This window comes from Acinetobacter sp. KS-LM10, assembly GCF_036896575.1.
Classification (GTDB): domain Bacteria; phylum Pseudomonadota; class Gammaproteobacteria; order Pseudomonadales; family Moraxellaceae; genus Acinetobacter; species Acinetobacter avistercoris.
Genome location: NZ_CP145906.1, coordinates 2306525 through 2322827 on the forward strand (window position 1 = coordinate 2306525; position 16303 = coordinate 2322827).

Consider the following 16303-nt stretch of genomic DNA (forward strand, 5'->3'; position numbering starts at 1 on the left):
CTTGGCTGTTTGAATCAGGATCTTTAATAGAGCTGTTTTAATAGAAAAGGGACTAAGAAAGCCAACTTAAAAACAAAAAAACGCAGTCATGAAGTCGTCTGACTGCGCACAAACACTCTACTGTCTGGAGATTCAGAGAGCGTTAAAAACAGCTCTTAAAAACAAAGATAATCTTAACATAATATAGATATGGGGTTTAAAAAATTCTTTTCAATTTGTGATTATTGATTCTATATAAATATTTGAATTTAGTGAGATATAAGCTCATAAAGAAAACAGATTAATCAGATTAGATTTAATAAATAAAAAACCATTTGGGGGCAATAAATTGATAAATGAAATTCTTACTCCCTCTGAAAAAAGCCGAGGATAAAGGAATATTAATTGTGTTGTGTGCTGAATGTGGCGTGATTATGAGCTGAAAAAAAAGAGAGCCGAAGCTCTCTTTTTTCATTCAAGTAAAATTAATGGCGTGCAGCTTTGCCTTCGCCAAGTGGTTTTACGATGGGTGTTTTAGCCAATGGCTTTGGTAGTGCTGTTAAAGCCAAAGGTAAAATTTCATCAATCGTTTTAACCGCTTTAATTTCAAGTCCTTCTTTCACATTATCTGGAATTTCAGACAAATCACGGACATTCTCTTGAGGAATAAAGACTAACTTAACGCCTCCACGATGTGCTGCGAGTAATTTCTCTTTCAAACCACCAATACGCATTGCTCGACCAGCAAGACTCGTTTCACCCGTCATGGCAATGTCAGGACGAATAGAGATGCCTGTAAACGCAGAGACCAATGCTGTAGTCAGGGCTAGACCTGCAGATGGGCCATCTTTAGGCGTAGCACCTTCAGGTAAATGCACATGCACATCTGTTTCTTCAAACAGTGATGCTTCAATACCTAACTCTTCAGCACGGGTACGAACCACAGTCATGGCAGCAGTGATCGATTCTTTCATCACATCGCCAAGAGAACCTGTCGTTACAAATTTGCCTTTACCTTTCATCGCGGCAACTTCGATGGTCAGTAACTCACCACCCACTGAGGTCCAAGCCAAACCATTTACACGACCGATCTGAGCTTCTTCTTCAGCCATACCGAAGTCGAATTTATGCGGTCCTAAGTAATCAGGCAAGTTTTCAGTAGTCACATCGATTTGAAGATTCTTCGCTTTTTTACTAACAGCTTCTTTCACTACTTTTCGTGCAATTTTAGACAGCTCGCGTTCTAAGCTACGAACTCCAGCTTCACGGGTATAGCGCTGTACAATGTCACGAATCGCTTCTTCGTGCACAGTCAGTTCTTTACCGCGTAAGCCATTATTTTTGATCGCTTTCGGTACAAGATAGCGATCTGCAATATTGACTTTTTCATCTTCGGTATAGCCCGGCAGACGAATAACTTCCATACGGTCCAGTAGGGCCTCAGGAATATTCATACTATTCGCCGTACAGATGAACATGACTTCAGATAAGTCTAAATCAAGATCTAAATAATGATCATTGAACTTGCTGTTTTGTGAAGGATCTAAAACTTCAAGCAGCGCAGATGCAGGATCACCACGGTAGTCTTGTGCCATTTTGTCGATTTCATCGAGCAAGAACAGTGGGTTCTTCACGCCGACTTTAGTCAAAGACTGCACAATTTTACCGGGCATCGCACCAATATAGGTACGACGGTGACCACGAATTTCAGCTTCGTCACGTACACCACCAAGTGCCATACGGACAAACTCACGTCCAGTCGCTTTGGCAACAGATTCACCTAGAGATGTTTTACCTACACCTGGAGGACCGACTAAGCAAAGAATCGGACCTTTAAGTTTCTTAACGCGTGACTGAACTGCAAGATATTCAACAATACGTTGTTTAACTTCGTCTAAACCATAATGATCAGCATCTAAAATTTCCTGCGCTTTATTCAGGTTGATGCTAACTTTGCTCGCTTTATTCCACGGCGTATCTAAAATCGCTTCGATATAGTTACGTACAACAGCGGCTTCACTTGAAGCAGGTTGCATTGCTTTAAGTTTACGGAACTCAGCTTCAGCTTTTTTACGCACGTGCTCTGGTAGATCAGCTTCAGCAAGACGTTTTTCAATTTCTTGAATATCATCTTCCGCACCGCCGTTCATGTCAGAAAGTTCACGTTGAATGACTTTCATCTTTTCATTGAGGAAGTATTCGCGCTGATTTTTTTCCATTTGGCGTTTTACATTGTCATGTAATGATTGCTCAATCTGTTGTTCTTCAGATTGTTGCAATAAATAGGTCATGAGTTCGGTTAAATGCGCTTCAAACTCGTCATGCTCTAAAAACTTTTGTTTAACATCAATGTTTAATGGGATACGCGTTGCGACAAAGAACAATAATTGTAATAAGTCTTCAATTTTATTTGCCGCAGCTATCAGCTCACGTGCATTACGTAATTTTGCTTCAGCATATTGAGCAAATAAAGCACGTAACTCTTCTAAACGAGTTTCTTGCGTGTCTTTATCGATTTCAACAGTGGTAGGACTTAGCGCATGTTCCGCAGAGTAATAATCATCATTGTCGATGATATTCACCAATTTTGAACGGTGAATACCCTCAATTAAAACTTTGATGCAATTTTCATCATTTTCATGATTAACAACCTGCACAATTTTCGCGACAGTGCCGTACTGATATAAATTTTCGTGATCGATTTCTTCTGTAAGTGAATCTTGTTGCGCGACCACGAATACTAAATTGTCACTGTTACGAGCTACATCAACTGCTTTGATCGATTTTTCGCGACCAACAAATAGCGCAATTTGCATGTGTGGATACACCACAACATCACGTAATGCTAAAAGCGGTAAGACGCTTGGGATCTGAAGATCTAAGTTTTCTTCGTTCATAATAATATCAGTCATGAGCACTCCTAATGAGTGACAACGGTGTTGCCATATTTTTTAATAGTGATGTGTATTTTAAAAATTACAAGGGCTTTTAATAAGAAAAAAGTGAATTCAGGTGTAATTTTCATTTAATATGCAGTTTAAATGTGGTTTTTGTTAAAATTTCGATTAAATTTATAGGATTGAGTAGGACTGATACATTGATCTAAAGTCTGATCCCATGACCTACGATTTAACTTTTGCTCAAGTAATTGAAAATCATGTGCCAGTCCAACTCGGATCGGTTTCATAGGGGCTGAAGCGAGTGTTCGATCATAAAAACCGCCGCCCATTCCCAAGCGTGTTCCATAAACATCACATGCCAACAAAGGCATAATTAAAAAATCTAAATGGGACACATGAACGCCCCGACTGGCCGTGGGTTCTTTCATCCCTAAGGCATGACGAGAAAAGCGCTGATTGTTATATTGTTGAGCTGAAATTTTGATCCACACTAAACGCTGATTCATATTGCAAATCATAGGTAAATACACCTGTTTAGCATGCGCAAAACAATGTTGAATAATACGTGTGGTTTGAATTTCACCAAAGGCATGCAAATACAAACCAATTTTTTTTGAATGTTTAAAATGTGGATTTTTGATCAGTTGCTGTAAGACTTTTAATTCGGCTTGTTTTTGTTGAAATAGCGAAACTGATCTCCGCTGTTTTCGAATCTCTCTACGAAGTTGATTTAAATCAGTCATTTTGAATCCGTAAAATTTAAAAACGCTAAGGTTTTAATCCTTGGTTAAAGGCGGCTTAAGGGTTTCAGATTTTTTTAGATTTTGAAGTATTGGACAGCTATTTTCAGAGCTGCTACTACATTCTTCTAACCAACTAGAAAGCCTGTTTTTTAGGTGATGTAACTCGTCAATGCGTTGATCAATTTTATTTAACCTTTGTTCAATCACTTTACGAACGTTTTTTCGATCATCTAGCTCTAAGTTTAATAAATCTTGAATCTCACTGAGCTGAAGACCGGCATCTTTACCACGCTGGATAAAATTTAAAGTCTCAACATCTTGTTCATTATAGTATCGATATTTACCCTGTTGCGCAGGCACTCTTAATAAACCAATACGTTGATAATAGCGAATAGTTTCAACATGAGAATTGGTGAATTGAGCAAATTTTCCAATGGTAAACATTGCATACCTCACACAACAAATTTGATTTAAATTTGATGAAGTTGATCAAAAAATAATTACCTAGGTGATCTTGAAATAAGTCTTGACTCTGTACCCAAGTACAGCCTTTATTCTAGCATAAATATTCAAAAAATCAGGTCCATCATGACAGATCAAAAGCAAAATTCATGTTGTTCTAAGCCAACTGAAAAAGCGCAAAAATCTTATATTGATCCAGTCTGTGGTATGACTGTTCAAGATGCTCATAAACCCAATACTGTATTTGAAGATCAGCAGTATTATTTTTGTTGTGAAGGATGCCTCAAAAAATTCTTAGCTGAACCCTCACGGTTCTTAAATAAAAATAAAGCAGGTAAAAAAGCAGACTTAGACTCTTCTACGTCCAGTTGTTGTGGACCAAAACCCTCAATCAAAGAGATTAAAAAGCCAAGTTGTTGTGGTTCAACATCGGCTTTAGAGGGAGGTTCTAATGATGCTTTGAATGCTGAACAACAAGCAATTGATCCTGTGTGTGGCATGTCTGTCAGCACATCTACAGATTTAAAAACCGAGTACAAAACTAATCATAAAACTCAGCATTACTATTTCTGTAATCCTTCCTGCTTAACTAAGTTTGAAGCAGATCCTGAATATTATCTCTTACCTTTAGATCAACGCCCTCTACCTGAAGGTGCTGAAAATATAGATTTTACCTGTCCCATGGATCCAGAAATTGTCCAAAAAGGGCCAGGAACATGTCCGATTTGTGGAATGGCGCTGGAACCCATGCAGCCCAGTTTAGATGATGGCCCTAATCCAGAATTGGTCGATTTTAGCCATCGTTTCTGGGTGACGCTCCCCTTAACTTTGTTGGTTTTTGTTTTAGCTATGGGTTCCCATATCCATGCTTTCATCGCGCCGCATATTCAACCTTGGATTGAATTGGTTTTGAGTTTGCCTGTTGTACTTTGGGCAGGTAAACCGTTCATTGAACGTTGTTGGATTTCATATAAAACTCGAAATTTAAATATGTGGAGTTTAATTGGTGTCGGTGTTTTGGCAGCGTTTATTTATAGTGTTTTTGCAACTCTTTTCCCTGTGCTTATTCCAAATGAAGCCAAAACAGGACATGGCGTTGCAGTCTATTATGAAGCGGCTTGTATGATTGTCTCGCTCAGCTTGTTAGGGCAAATTTTAGAATTAAAAGCGCGTGCTAAAACGGCAGATTCTTTAAAATCTTTATTGAAATTGCAGCCCTCTATAGCAAAACGAGTAGAGAATAATCAGCTCGTAGAAGTCGAAATTACAGATATTCATCAAGGCGATATTTTACAAATCTCATCTGGAGAACACGTTCCTCTAGACGGGATTGTGGTTGAAGGCAAAACCTATATCGATGAAGCAATGATGACGGGAGAACCATTACCTGTCAAAAAAGAAGTTAATGATCAGGTCATTGGTGGCACAGTCAATCAGAAAGGAAGTATACGTATTCGAACCACTGCGGTCGGTCAAAATACGACCTTAGCCAAAATGATTCAAACAGTAGCAGAGGCACAACGGTCGAAAGCTCCCTTACAGCGGATGGCTGATGTTGTAGCAAAATATTTTGTGATCGTGGTCTTGGCTGTGAGCGTCATTACATTTATTGCTTGGATAGTTTTAGGGCAATCGAGTTTTGATTTAGCGTTAATGTGTGCCGTGGCTGTTCTCATTATTGCCTGCCCTTGTGCGCTTGGGCTAGCGACACCGATGTCCGTCATGGCTACAACTGGCCGTGCTGCACAAAAAGGTGTGTTATTTAAAGATGCAGAATCTATAGAGGCGCTGAGTAAGGTTGATACCCTGATTATCGATAAGACGGGCACATTGACTGAGGGTAAACCTAGTATTAAAGAAATTCATTTAATTCATCCTGAGTATGATCAAGACCGCATTCATCTGTTAATCGCTTCAATTGAGCAACACTCTACACATCCGATCGCATTAACCTTAGCGAAAATCATTCCTTCTGAACAATATCTTTCTGTTTCAGATTTTGAAGAGGTTTTAGGTTTTGGTGTCAAAGCAAAAATTGATGAGCGTTGGTATTATATCGGCAGTCAAAAGTTACTCGAACAATTGGGACTTGATGTTGATCATACGCTCAATGAAAAATTAGATGATCTGCGTAAAGCGGGTGATGTCATTAGTTTTATTGCAACTGACGATGCCATTCTCGCTTATATTTCAATACATGACGCGATTAAATACAATGCCCAACACGTAATTGAGCAGCTGATTAACCAAGGCATTGATGTGATTATGGCCACAGGTGATCACGAATATAATGCGCAGCTTGTCGCAAATCATATCGGCATCAAACACGTTTATGGAAATTGCACACCTCACGATAAATTAGAATTGCTTAAAAGATATCAGGCGATGGGTAAAATTGTCGCTATGGCGGGAGATGGAATCAACGATGCGCCAGCCCTAGCACAATCTAATGTGGGAATCGCAATGGGTAATGGTACGGATATTGCCAAACAAACTGCTCAGATCACCTTAGTGAAAGGTGATATTCGTGGACTTGCGGATGCAATTCATATGGCCAAATCTGGTGTGAAAAATATGAAGCAGAATTTAGCATTTTCATTTTTGTACAATGGTTTAGGTGTTCCAGTCGCAGCTGGCATTTTTTACCCAATCAGTGGTTTATTACTTACACCAATGATAGCTGCAATTGCCATGTCCTTAAGTTCTTTGTCCGTCGTATTAAACGCTTTACGATTAAGTAAATCATAATTTTTTAATAATTCGCTTGGATCAAATCATTTAAGGCAGATCAGTTCTGCCTTATTTTATTTCAGAATGAGACATAGAAGATTGGCTTTATAGAATGTAAATAAAATATAATTATAAAACAGTTATTTAAGTTGTTTTTATATAATCGACTAAAATGGTTGTATAACAAGTTATTCATATTTGGCTTAACTTCTAATCGTCTATTTAACCATCAATTTAATCACGCACTTGTTGCTTAATTACATGTAGTAACACCAATCAATTCAAATGAATTTTCGTCTGAATTTTTTGTTCTATTAGGATAAAATTCGGTCATTGCCTTGAAGCATTCAACCGCTAAAAAATCAAACATTGATCATGAAACATCAGTTTCAAAGCTTGAAAGTTTAATTAGAAAGTGTCTTTATCTCGATCTATTTCATGACGTGACTATTTCATTTATTTTATTAAAAAAATGATGCATCTCATTATCAAAAGATACTTTTTGAGAGATGAAAAGATTGATTGACTCATTCAGATTGATAAATCCATTCTGCATTCGGCCATTTTTCATTTTGTATAGATTGATCCACACACTCAATTATTTCTCGACTAATAATTCTAATGTGTTTGGGTGTATTTCTCGTCGAATGCATAGCCAGAGTTACCACTCGGGTAAAGGCAGGATCAACTATTGGCGTCACTTTAACCAAACCAGACTGATATTCATGGATGACAGAAACTAATGGTAAAATTGTATAACCAAAATTTTGAATCACCAGCTGTTTTTGAACATTCAAATCGTTGGTTTCAGCATAAACATTTAAATCATAACCACCTTGTTTAAATGCTTGTTCAATTAAAGAACGTAAACGATGTGGATGAAACGGTAAAATTAATGGTAATGCTTTTATTTTTTTGAGTTCAAAGACTTCATCTTGCGAAAGAAGGGATTGAGCCGATCCTATTAAAAATAATGGTTCTTTTACCAGAGGAATTAAATCAATTAACTTTGAAGGTGTAGAGTCATATATCAATGCTAAATCGATATTCCCTGCTTCTAACCACTCCTTTAAATGACCAGAATATCCCACAGAAATTTTCACCTGTACGTCAGGATATTTTTCCTTAATTAAATTCATCAGCAAACTCGAAAGTAGTCCACTAATGCTGGATAACACGCCAATATGTACCTTTCCTCGAACTGTTCCTTTTACCGTAGTCAGTTCGATCTTAGCGCTCTCTATTTCATTCAAAACTCGTCGTGCATAAGGCTCGAGAACTTTACCATCATCCGTTAGTGTCATGCCATGACGTGAACGATTGAATAATTTCACGCCCAACTCTTCTTCAAGTAATTGAATTTGTCGACTTACAGCAGGCTGTACAATATTTAATAGCACAGCTGCCTTCGTCAGGTTCTCTGTCTCTAAAATCGTGATAAAAGTCCGGAGTTGTTTTATATCCATTTCAATAATTTTTTAACATTTAATCCATCAAAATATACTATTTTATAAATTAATCCATAACAATATATGATCAAAAACAAGAAAAGATCAACCAAGGACAGTAGATAATGAAAAGCACATTTAATAACTTTCAGGAAATTCGTGAAGCTGTACGTGCATTATGCGCACAATTCCCAGATGAATATCATCGTAAAATTGATGAACAAAAAGCGTATCCTGAAGAGTTCGTAAATGCGTTAACTCAAGCTGGTTGGCTCGCAGCGATGATTCCAGAAGAATTTGGCGGATCAGGTTTAGGCTTAGCTGAAGCTTCTGTTGTTATGGAAGAAATTAATCGCAGCGGTGGTAATTCAGGTGCTTGCCATGGCCAAATGTATAATATGAGTACATTGCTACGTCATGGTTCAAGAGAACAAAAAGAATTATACCTACCTAAAATTGCATCAGGTGAATGGCGTTTACAATCTATGGCTGTCACTGAACCTACGACAGGAACTGACACCACTAAAATTCGCACCACCGCAGTCAAAAAAGGTGACCGTTATGTGATTAATGGTCAAAAAGTTTGGATTTCTCGTGTACAGCATAGCGACTGGATGATTCTTCTTGCACGTACTACTCCCCTTGCAGAGGTCAAAAAGAAATCTGAAGGCATGTCTATTTTCATGGTCAATATTAAAGAGGCGATGAAATCTGGAATGGTCGTTCAGCCGATTCCGAATATGGTTAACCATGAAACCAATGAATTATTTTTCGAAAATTTAGAAATTCCTGAAAGTAATCTAATTGGTGAAGAAGGTAAAGGTTTTAAATATATTTTAGATGGCCTAAATGCTGAACGTACATTGATTGCAGCAGAATGCATTGGTGATGGTTACTGGTTTATGGAACGTGCCACAAATTATGTAAAAGACCGTGTGGTTTTTGGTCGTCCGATTGGTCAGAATCAAGGCGTTCAATTTCCATTAGCAGAATCATTTATCGAAATTGAAGCAGCAAATTTGATGCGTTTCCGTGCCTGTGAATTGTTCGACAACGGTCAAGCCTGTGGTGCAGAAGCAAATATGGCCAAGCTGTTAGCCGCTAAAGCAAGTTGGGAAGCGGCCAATGCCTGCTTACAGTTTCATGGTGGTTTTGGTTTCGCCAATGAATATGACATTGAACGTAAATTCCGTGAAACACGTTTATACCAAGTTGCGCCAATTTCGACCAATCTCATTCTCAGTTATGTCGCTGAACATTTACTTGATTTACCTCGATCTTTCTAAACGTTGAAGGAAGATAAAATGCAAACACCACGTTCATTTTTATTTGTTCCTGCTAACCGTACAGAGCGCTATAGCAAAGCGCTCAATAGCGGTAGCGATGCAGTCATTATTGACTTAGAAGATGCTATTCCGACTGAGCATAAACTTGAATCAAGAGCATTACTCAAACAGTGGTTGCTCGATCATCCCACTGAAAAAGTGATGATTCGAGTCAATGCCGAGCAAACTGAATGGTTTAATGATGATATTCAACTTGCTCAAATCCCCAATGTAATTGCTATTATTTTGCCTAAAGCAGAACGGCAACAAGCATTTACAGCCATTCAGTCGATTCGCAATATCGATATTTATCCAATTATTGAAACGCCTTATGGCATGGCGCATGTAGAGAAAATAGCTCAATTCCCTGCTGTAAAAGCATTGATGTTTGGCTCGATCGATTTTCAACTTGAAATGGACATGTCGGGTGATTTTTTAGAGTTAATGTACTTCCGTAACAGAATTGTTTTAGCTTCTAAACTTGCAGGTATAGCCAGTCCCATTGATGGCGTTACTGCCGATTTTGCGAATACCGAATTAAATCAGACTGAAACACTACAAGCTAAAAAACTGGGTTATCAGGGCAAATTGTGCATTCATCCAAGTCAAGTTTCAGTCGTTAATCAAGCTTTTATCCCCAGTGCTGAAGAAATTCAATGGGCACAACAAGTGATGGATGCTGTTCATTTGGCTCAAGGTCAAACCATCAGTTTAAATGGAAAAATGATTGATAAACCGATCATTTCAAAGGCTGAGAAAATCTTAAAAAACACGGATTAAGTCAACACAAGGACAAGACGACGATGCAAAAATTTTCAGAATGGATCGGAAAAAAACAAATTTCAGAGGATCGTTGTGATCAGCGTTCTATTCAAATGCTACAAGCATTATTGAATCAAAAAGATCAACCGATCCAAGAAGTCCCTCATCTTTTTCATTGGATGAATTTCCCACATGTGGTGAACCAATCTGAAATTGGTTCAGATGGTCATCCTCAAAAAGGTGATTTTTTACCTCCGATTCCTTTTCCACGACGTATGTGGGCTGGCAGTCGTCTGGAATTTATTCAACCGATTTTAATCGGGCAAAATTTGCGTCGCGTTTCTGAAATTGAAGACATTCAATTTAAACAAGGGAAAAATGGAGCGCTTTATTTTGTCACGCTGAATCATTTAATTTACGCAGATGATGTTTTAGTTATTAAAGAAAAGCAAGATATCGTTTATAAACAAGATACCCCTCCGACTCCGCCATCTTCGTCAATCAATCCGCCTTCGATCAGTCCTGAGTTAAATTATAGTTTTAAACAGCAATATACGCTGGATACAACTGCATTATTCCGCTATTCAGCACTGACCTTTAATGGACATAAAATTCATTATGACCGCAGTTATGCAACACAAATCGAAGGCTACCCAGGTCTAGTCGTACATGGTCCGCTGTTAGCGACGTTATTGATGCAAACGCTACACGATAAATATCCAGATAAGATCATTCACAAATTTGAATTCCGTGCCATCAAACCTGTATTCGATTTTAACGAGTTTTATATCTGTGGCGATGTGCATGAGCAAAGTGCCGAATTATGGATTGAACATGTTGATGGACAAATTGCGATGAAAGCCAAAGTCGTCTTTCAGGAGTCTTAAAATGAAACCACTTGAAGGAATTACCGTTGTTGCTTTAGAGCATGCAATTTCGGCACCCTTTTGTACACGTCAGCTGGCTGATTTAGGTGCTCGTGTGATCAAAATTGAACGTCCTGAAAGTGGTGATTTTGCGCGTTACTATGATGAACGCGTCAAGGGAATGTCTTCACATTTCGTCTGGGCAAATCGCTCTAAAGAGAGCTTTACCCTAAATTTACAGACGCCTGAGGCTCAACCCATACTTAAAAGCCTGTTGGCTAAAGCAGACGTCTTTATTCAAAACTTGGCACCTGGTGCGGCCTCTCGTTTAGGTCTTTCTTATGAGCAGCTTCATCCGTTATTTCCAGAACTCATTGTTTGTGATATTTCTGGATATGGCGATGATCTACAGCACCCGGGTCCATATCGTGATAAAAAAGCTTATGATTTACTGATTCAAAGTGAGTCTGGTTTTTTATCGATCACTGGGACTGCACAGGAAAATGTGAAAGCAGGATGCTCCATTGCCGATATCTCTGCCGGTATGTACGCCTACAGCAATATCCTTGCGGCATTAATTGAAAAACAGAAAACTGGCTTAGGCAAACGTATTGATATTTCAATGCTAGAGTGCATGACTGAATGGATGGGCTTTCCCCTTTACTATAGCTTAGATGGTCAAAGTGCGCCTCAAAAGTCTGGAGCCGAACACGCCACAATTTTCCCCTATGGCCCTTTTGCAACAGGCGATGGTAAAGAGGTTTTGTTTGCGATACAAAATGAAAGAGAATGGGCAAATTTTTGTGAGATTGTGATTAAACAATCCAATCTTGCACAGCGTGAAGATTTTAAAAACAATTCGAATCGAATAAAGAATAGACAGTCACTTAGCGAGATTATACTTCAAAGCTTCTCAACGCATACCCAAATCGAAGTGATTGAGTTGCTGGAACAAGCCAAAATTGCCCATGCCAATGTTAATACAATGGCTGAGGTCTGGCAGCATCCACAGTTATTAGCAAGACAACGCTGGACCGAGGTTGATACGCCTGTTGGTCGTATACCCACACTAAAACCCGTTGGATTAAGTGATTCAGAAGATTTTAATATTCAGAAAGTTCCCGAACTCGGTGAGCATACTGAAAAAATTCTGCTCGAACTGGGATTTTTAACTTAATTTTTTTATACCTCACAAGATTAAAACGTTCCTTTTCACGCAATAACCACCTCACTATCGTCTAATAGTTTCACGATTTTAAAAGACTACATTGAGATAATGAAGACATTAGGTTACCCAAAACTCATCGAAAACTTCATCTAAAACTAGAAGATGATTTATATACTTTGTATCGTCTGATTAACGTTCATCAGTATTTAAAATCATCATTGATAAAGTACATTTTTTCTTCAATTTGATTTCTAGAGAGTACGTTTATGAACTTTGATCTTACTGATTTTCGACTGGTTCTAAACATTGCAGAAACTCAGAATTTAACGCGTGCTGCGGAAAAAACTTTTCTATCCCCTCCCGCTGCCAGTAACCGTATAAAAAATTTAGAATCTGCTCTGGGTTTGAAAATTTTAGAGCGATCATCACAAGGCGTTGAGTTAACAGAAATTGGGCTGATTTATTTAAAATATGCCAAATCTATTTATCATGAAATTGAATGTCTTAAAGGTGAGTTAGCGCAATTTAATACGCAAATACAAGGCAAACTTTCTATAGTTGCCAATACCACTGCGATTGCTGAATATATTCCCACGGCGTTATCTGATTATCTCATCACGCATCCTCATGTCGATGTGAATTTGAAAGAAATGCTCAGTGAGGATATCGTCAATATTGTTGCTGAAAAACGTGCTGATCTCGGGATAATTTCTGGAAATATTGATACTAAAAACTTACAAACCATTCCCCTTATCTCTTCACAACTGATCTTAATCGCACCCAAAAAACACCCTATTTTAGAACATCAACATGTCACTTTATTAGATGCAATTCAATACTCTGTGGTGACCCTACATGAAGGCAGTGCCATTCAAATTTTTTTAAATAAGCTTTCAAAACAATTGAATAAAAATATTAATATTCGCGTGCAAGTTTCAAGCTATGACTCAATTTGTCAGATGGTGGCTGCGGGTGCTGGTATTGCAATTATTCCATTCGCCGCTTTCCAACGCTTACAGCACATTCACCCTAATATTGAGTCTCGTGAAATCAATGAAAAATGGGCGCATCGTGGCTTTCAAATATGTGCCATTAACTTCAATGAAATCAGTCAATTTAGTAAGGATTTTATTGAGTGTCTAAAATCACATATTCACTAAATATATCATTCATTTTTTACACAACATGGCGTTAATCTCAGATTAACACTACTTTCAAATTTGAAAATTGTGTAAAACGCCAAGGCATGTAATTTTACTATCAGAAAATGTGAAAAGCATGAATGTTACAGGATAGTGAAATGATTAATAAAATATTCAATTCGGCAAAGGATATTGTCAAAGACATTCAGGACAACTCAGTCATTGCTATTGGTGGTTTTGGTGGATCTGGTATGCCGAACTTACTGATCAATGCGCTCATTGAACAAGGTGCCAAAAACCTAACCATCGTCAGTAATAACGCGGGTAATGGTGATGAAGGTCTTGCAGCTTTACTGAAAGCTAAACGTGTCAAAAAATTAATTTGCTCATTCCCTCGTCAAAAAGATGCTTATGTATTTGAAGAGCTGTATCGAAATAATGAAATTGAACTCGAAATTGTACCGCAAGGCACGCTTGCTGAGCGTTTAAGAGCCGCAGGTTGTGGGATTGGCGGATTCTATACACGAACAGCCTATGGCACTCTACTTTCGGAAAATAAAGAAACCAAAGAAATAGATGGTAAAGGCTATGTTTACGAAAAAGCGTTGCCTGTGGATTACAGTCTGATCTATGCCAAAACCGGTGATCGTTGGGGCAATCTTATTTATAACAAAACTGCACGTAACTTTGCGCCTGTTATGGCGATGGCAGCCAAAATGACTTTGGTGGCTGTAGATCAGATCTGTGAGCTTGGCGATTTAGACCCTGAAATCATTATTACTCCAGGTATTTTTGTTGATCGTGTGACATTAAAAAATGAGCTTGGAGCGTAATTTCATGAATATCGAACAAAAAAACAATCTCGCTCAACGTGTGGCTCAAGATATCCCAGAAGGTGCATATGTCAATTTGGGTATTGGTTTACCGACCTTGGTTGCAGATTACTTTGCAGAAAAAGAAGTGATTTTACAGAGTGAAAATGGCGTACTCGGTCAGTGGACTCAAGCTGAAAAAGGTGAAGAAAACTGGGATTTGATTAATGCGGGTAAGGAAGCGATTGCCTTAAAAAAAGGCGGTGCATTTTTTCATCATGCAGATTCATTTGGCATGATGCGTGGCGGACATTTAGATTATTGCATTCTCGGTGCATTTCAAATTTCAGCCAATGGTGATTTGGCCAATTGGCATACAGGACAAGCCAACGCGATTCCTGCTGTGGGTGGTGCCATGGATTTAGCATCAGGTGCAAAGAATGTGTTTGTCATGATGGAGCATTTGACCAAACAAGGTCATAGCAAAATTTTAGAAAAATGCACCTATCCATTAACAGGGCTCGCTTGTGTTAATCGTGTTTATACAGAGATTGCTACTTTTGAATTTATCGATGGCAAAGTTTTTGTGATTGATATTGTTGCACCTCACCTTCCTGAATATGTTCAAAAAATTACAGATATAACGCTCGATTTTTCCAGAATGAAATAAATCATAAGGCGATTTACAAAGGAGATGTAAATGGGAATGTTAAATTGGTATAAGGAATCGGATTCCAACCAGAAAAAGACATTTTGGGCGTGTTATGCAGGTTGGGCACTTGACTCCTATGACATGCAAATTTTTAGTTTTTTATTGCCCGTTATCATGGCGACTTGGGCTTTAACCCAAACACAAGTCGGCCTTATTGGTACGGTTGCGCTTGTAGTGACCGCTTTAGGTGGATGGATCGCAGGAATTCTAGCCGATCGCTATGGTCGTGTGAAAATTCTGATGTTTACGATTTTATGGTTTACCTTTTTTGGTGTATTGGCAGGATTCGCACAAAACTATGAACAGCTTTTAGTGGCAAGAACGCTACAAGGTTTAGGTTTCGGTGGCGAATGGGCCGTTGGTGCCGCATTAATGGCTGAAGCTGTTTCTGCTAAACATAAAAATAAAGCAGTCGGCTTTGTACAGTCAGGTATGGCATTAGGTTGGGCAGGCTCTGTGATTATAGCGACCATGCTCATTACTCTACTTCCACCTGAATGGTCTTGGCGTGTGGTTTTTTGGACGGGTGTAATTCCAGCATTAATCGTGATTTATATTCGTCGGAATGTAAAAGAATCGGCTGAGTTCATCGCTGACGTCGCTAAAAATAAGCAAAACATTGAAAAAGCTTCATTTACCTCTGTATTTAAACCACAATTTTTACGTTCAACCGTATTTGCAAGCTTACTGGTACTTGGTCTTCAAGCGGCGTGTTATGCCATATTGATTTGGATTCCAACCCTCATGAATGAACGTGGACTAAGCCCGAGCTCTAAAATTGTTACGATTTTGATTATGGCTGGAGGCGCATTTGCAGGCTTTATGTTCACCGCTTACTTGGCTGATAAATTGGGTCGTAAGCAGACTTTGATTGGAATGTCTATTTTAAGCTGGGTCGTCACCGTGGTGTATATGATGATTGCGATGAATCAATACATCACTTTGGCACTAGGATTCTTTGTCGGTTTTTCTGCTATTGGTATGTTTGCAGCACTCGGTCCATTCTTAAGTGATTTATTTCCAACGCATATTCGTACAACGGGTATGGGCTTTGCTTATAACGTTGGTAAATCAATCGGTGCTTTATCTGTTGTCGGTGTCGGTATTTTGGCAGAGTCATTGGGTCTTGCGCCTTCAATTGGCATATTTTGTTTGACCGCCTATGGTCTTGCAACCATCTCTATTTTACTGATTAGAGTGCCCAAAGAAGAGTCAGCTTTAATCTCTCCTCACTTTCAAAAAAATGGAATTTAA

The 16303-nt window shown here is 38.5% G+C and carries 13 protein-coding genes; 9 read left to right on the forward strand and 4 right to left on the reverse strand.

The window, feature by feature from the left end; translation table 11 throughout:
* Positions 1-464 precede the first annotated feature (464 nt).
* From lon to V5M36_RS10540, 3 genes are all read right to left on the reverse strand, one after another.
* Complete coding sequence (gene lon / locus V5M36_RS10530) at positions 465-2891, reverse strand: endopeptidase La (RefSeq protein WP_338558739.1); 2427 nt, start codon at positions 2889-2891, stop codon at positions 465-467.
* 125 nt (positions 2892-3016) lie between these two features.
* Entirely contained in the window at positions 3017-3622 is a 606-nt protein-coding gene (locus V5M36_RS10535; protein ID WP_338558741.1) for a 5-formyltetrahydrofolate cyclo-ligase, read from the reverse strand.
* A 33-nt stretch (positions 3623-3655) separates the two neighbouring features.
* Positions 3656-4066 (reverse strand): MerR family transcriptional regulator, encoded by a 411-nt coding sequence (locus V5M36_RS10540; protein WP_338558743.1) that lies wholly within the window; start codon positions 4064-4066, stop codon positions 3656-3658.
* 144 nt (positions 4067-4210) lie between these two features.
* On the opposite strand from V5M36_RS10540, the gene V5M36_RS10545 reads away from it, so the two are divergent.
* Positions 4211-6832 (forward strand): heavy metal translocating P-type ATPase, encoded by a 2622-nt coding sequence (locus V5M36_RS10545; RefSeq protein WP_338558745.1) that lies wholly within the window; start codon positions 4211-4213, stop codon positions 6830-6832.
* Between the two features lie 509 nt (positions 6833-7341).
* Here the strand turns inward: V5M36_RS10545 and V5M36_RS10550 are convergent.
* Positions 7342-8280, reverse strand: coding sequence for a LysR family transcriptional regulator (locus V5M36_RS10550; RefSeq protein WP_338558747.1), 939 nt, complete (start codon positions 8278-8280; stop codon positions 7342-7344).
* A 107-nt stretch (positions 8281-8387) separates the two neighbouring features.
* On the opposite strand from V5M36_RS10550, the gene V5M36_RS10555 reads away from it, so the two are divergent.
* From V5M36_RS10555 to V5M36_RS10590, 8 genes are all read left to right on the forward strand, one after another.
* Entirely contained in the window at positions 8388-9548 is a 1161-nt protein-coding gene (locus V5M36_RS10555) for an acyl-CoA dehydrogenase family protein (RefSeq protein ID WP_338558749.1), read from the forward strand.
* Between the two features lie 18 nt (positions 9549-9566).
* Positions 9567-10367, forward strand: coding sequence for an HpcH/HpaI aldolase/citrate lyase family protein (locus V5M36_RS10560; RefSeq protein ID WP_338558751.1), 801 nt, complete (start codon positions 9567-9569; stop codon positions 10365-10367).
* Positions 10368-10390: 23 nt separating this feature from the next.
* Complete coding sequence (locus V5M36_RS10565) at positions 10391-11236, forward strand: FAS1-like dehydratase domain-containing protein (protein ID WP_338558753.1); 846 nt, start codon at positions 10391-10393, stop codon at positions 11234-11236.
* A 1-nt stretch (position 11237) separates the two neighbouring features.
* Positions 11238-12392 carry a CaiB/BaiF CoA transferase family protein gene (locus V5M36_RS10570; protein WP_338558755.1) on the forward strand — a complete coding sequence of 385 codons (1155 nt, stop codon included), beginning with the start codon at positions 11238-11240 and terminating at the stop codon, positions 12390-12392.
* A gap of 257 nt (positions 12393-12649) precedes the next feature.
* The gene (locus V5M36_RS10575) at positions 12650-13543 is read left to right on the forward strand and encodes a LysR family transcriptional regulator (protein WP_338558756.1); all 894 of its coding nucleotides are present in this window, start codon (positions 12650-12652) and stop codon (positions 13541-13543) included.
* A 140-nt stretch (positions 13544-13683) separates the two neighbouring features.
* Positions 13684-14358, forward strand: a complete 675-nt coding sequence (locus tag V5M36_RS10580) for a 3-oxoacid CoA-transferase subunit A (RefSeq protein WP_338558757.1) — start codon at positions 13684-13686, stop codon at positions 14356-14358.
* A gap of 4 nt (positions 14359-14362) precedes the next feature.
* A complete protein-coding gene (locus V5M36_RS10585; protein WP_338558759.1) occupies positions 14363-15007 on the forward strand; it encodes a 3-oxoacid CoA-transferase subunit B in 645 nt (214 codons plus the stop codon).
* Between the two features lie 30 nt (positions 15008-15037).
* Entirely contained in the window at positions 15038-16303 is a 1266-nt protein-coding gene (locus V5M36_RS10590; protein ID WP_338558761.1) for an MFS transporter, read from the forward strand.

Coding starts and splice junctions, on each gene's coding strand:
- lon (WP_338558739.1), bottom strand. CDS start 2,891: ATGACTGATATTATTATGAACGAAGAAAACTTAGATCTTCAGATCCCA.
- V5M36_RS10535 (WP_338558741.1), bottom strand. CDS start 3,622: ATGACTGATTTAAATCAACTTCGTAGAGAGATTCGAAAACAGCGGAGA.
- V5M36_RS10540 (WP_338558743.1), bottom strand. CDS start 4,066: ATGTTTACCATTGGAAAATTTGCTCAATTCACCAATTCTCATGTTGAA.
- V5M36_RS10545 (WP_338558745.1), top strand. CDS start 4,211: ATGACAGATCAAAAGCAAAATTCATGTTGTTCTAAGCCAACTGAAAAA.
- V5M36_RS10550 (WP_338558747.1), bottom strand. CDS start 8,280: ATGGATATAAAACAACTCCGGACTTTTATCACGATTTTAGAGACAGAG.
- V5M36_RS10555 (WP_338558749.1), top strand. CDS start 8,388: ATGAAAAGCACATTTAATAACTTTCAGGAAATTCGTGAAGCTGTACGT.
- V5M36_RS10560 (WP_338558751.1), top strand. CDS start 9,567: ATGCAAACACCACGTTCATTTTTATTTGTTCCTGCTAACCGTACAGAG.
- V5M36_RS10565 (WP_338558753.1), top strand. CDS start 10,391: ATGCAAAAATTTTCAGAATGGATCGGAAAAAAACAAATTTCAGAGGAT.
- V5M36_RS10570 (WP_338558755.1), top strand. CDS start 11,238: ATGAAACCACTTGAAGGAATTACCGTTGTTGCTTTAGAGCATGCAATT.
- V5M36_RS10575 (WP_338558756.1), top strand. CDS start 12,650: ATGAACTTTGATCTTACTGATTTTCGACTGGTTCTAAACATTGCAGAA.
- V5M36_RS10580 (WP_338558757.1), top strand. CDS start 13,684: ATGATTAATAAAATATTCAATTCGGCAAAGGATATTGTCAAAGACATT.
- V5M36_RS10585 (WP_338558759.1), top strand. CDS start 14,363: ATGAATATCGAACAAAAAAACAATCTCGCTCAACGTGTGGCTCAAGAT.
- V5M36_RS10590 (WP_338558761.1), top strand. CDS start 15,038: ATGGGAATGTTAAATTGGTATAAGGAATCGGATTCCAACCAGAAAAAG.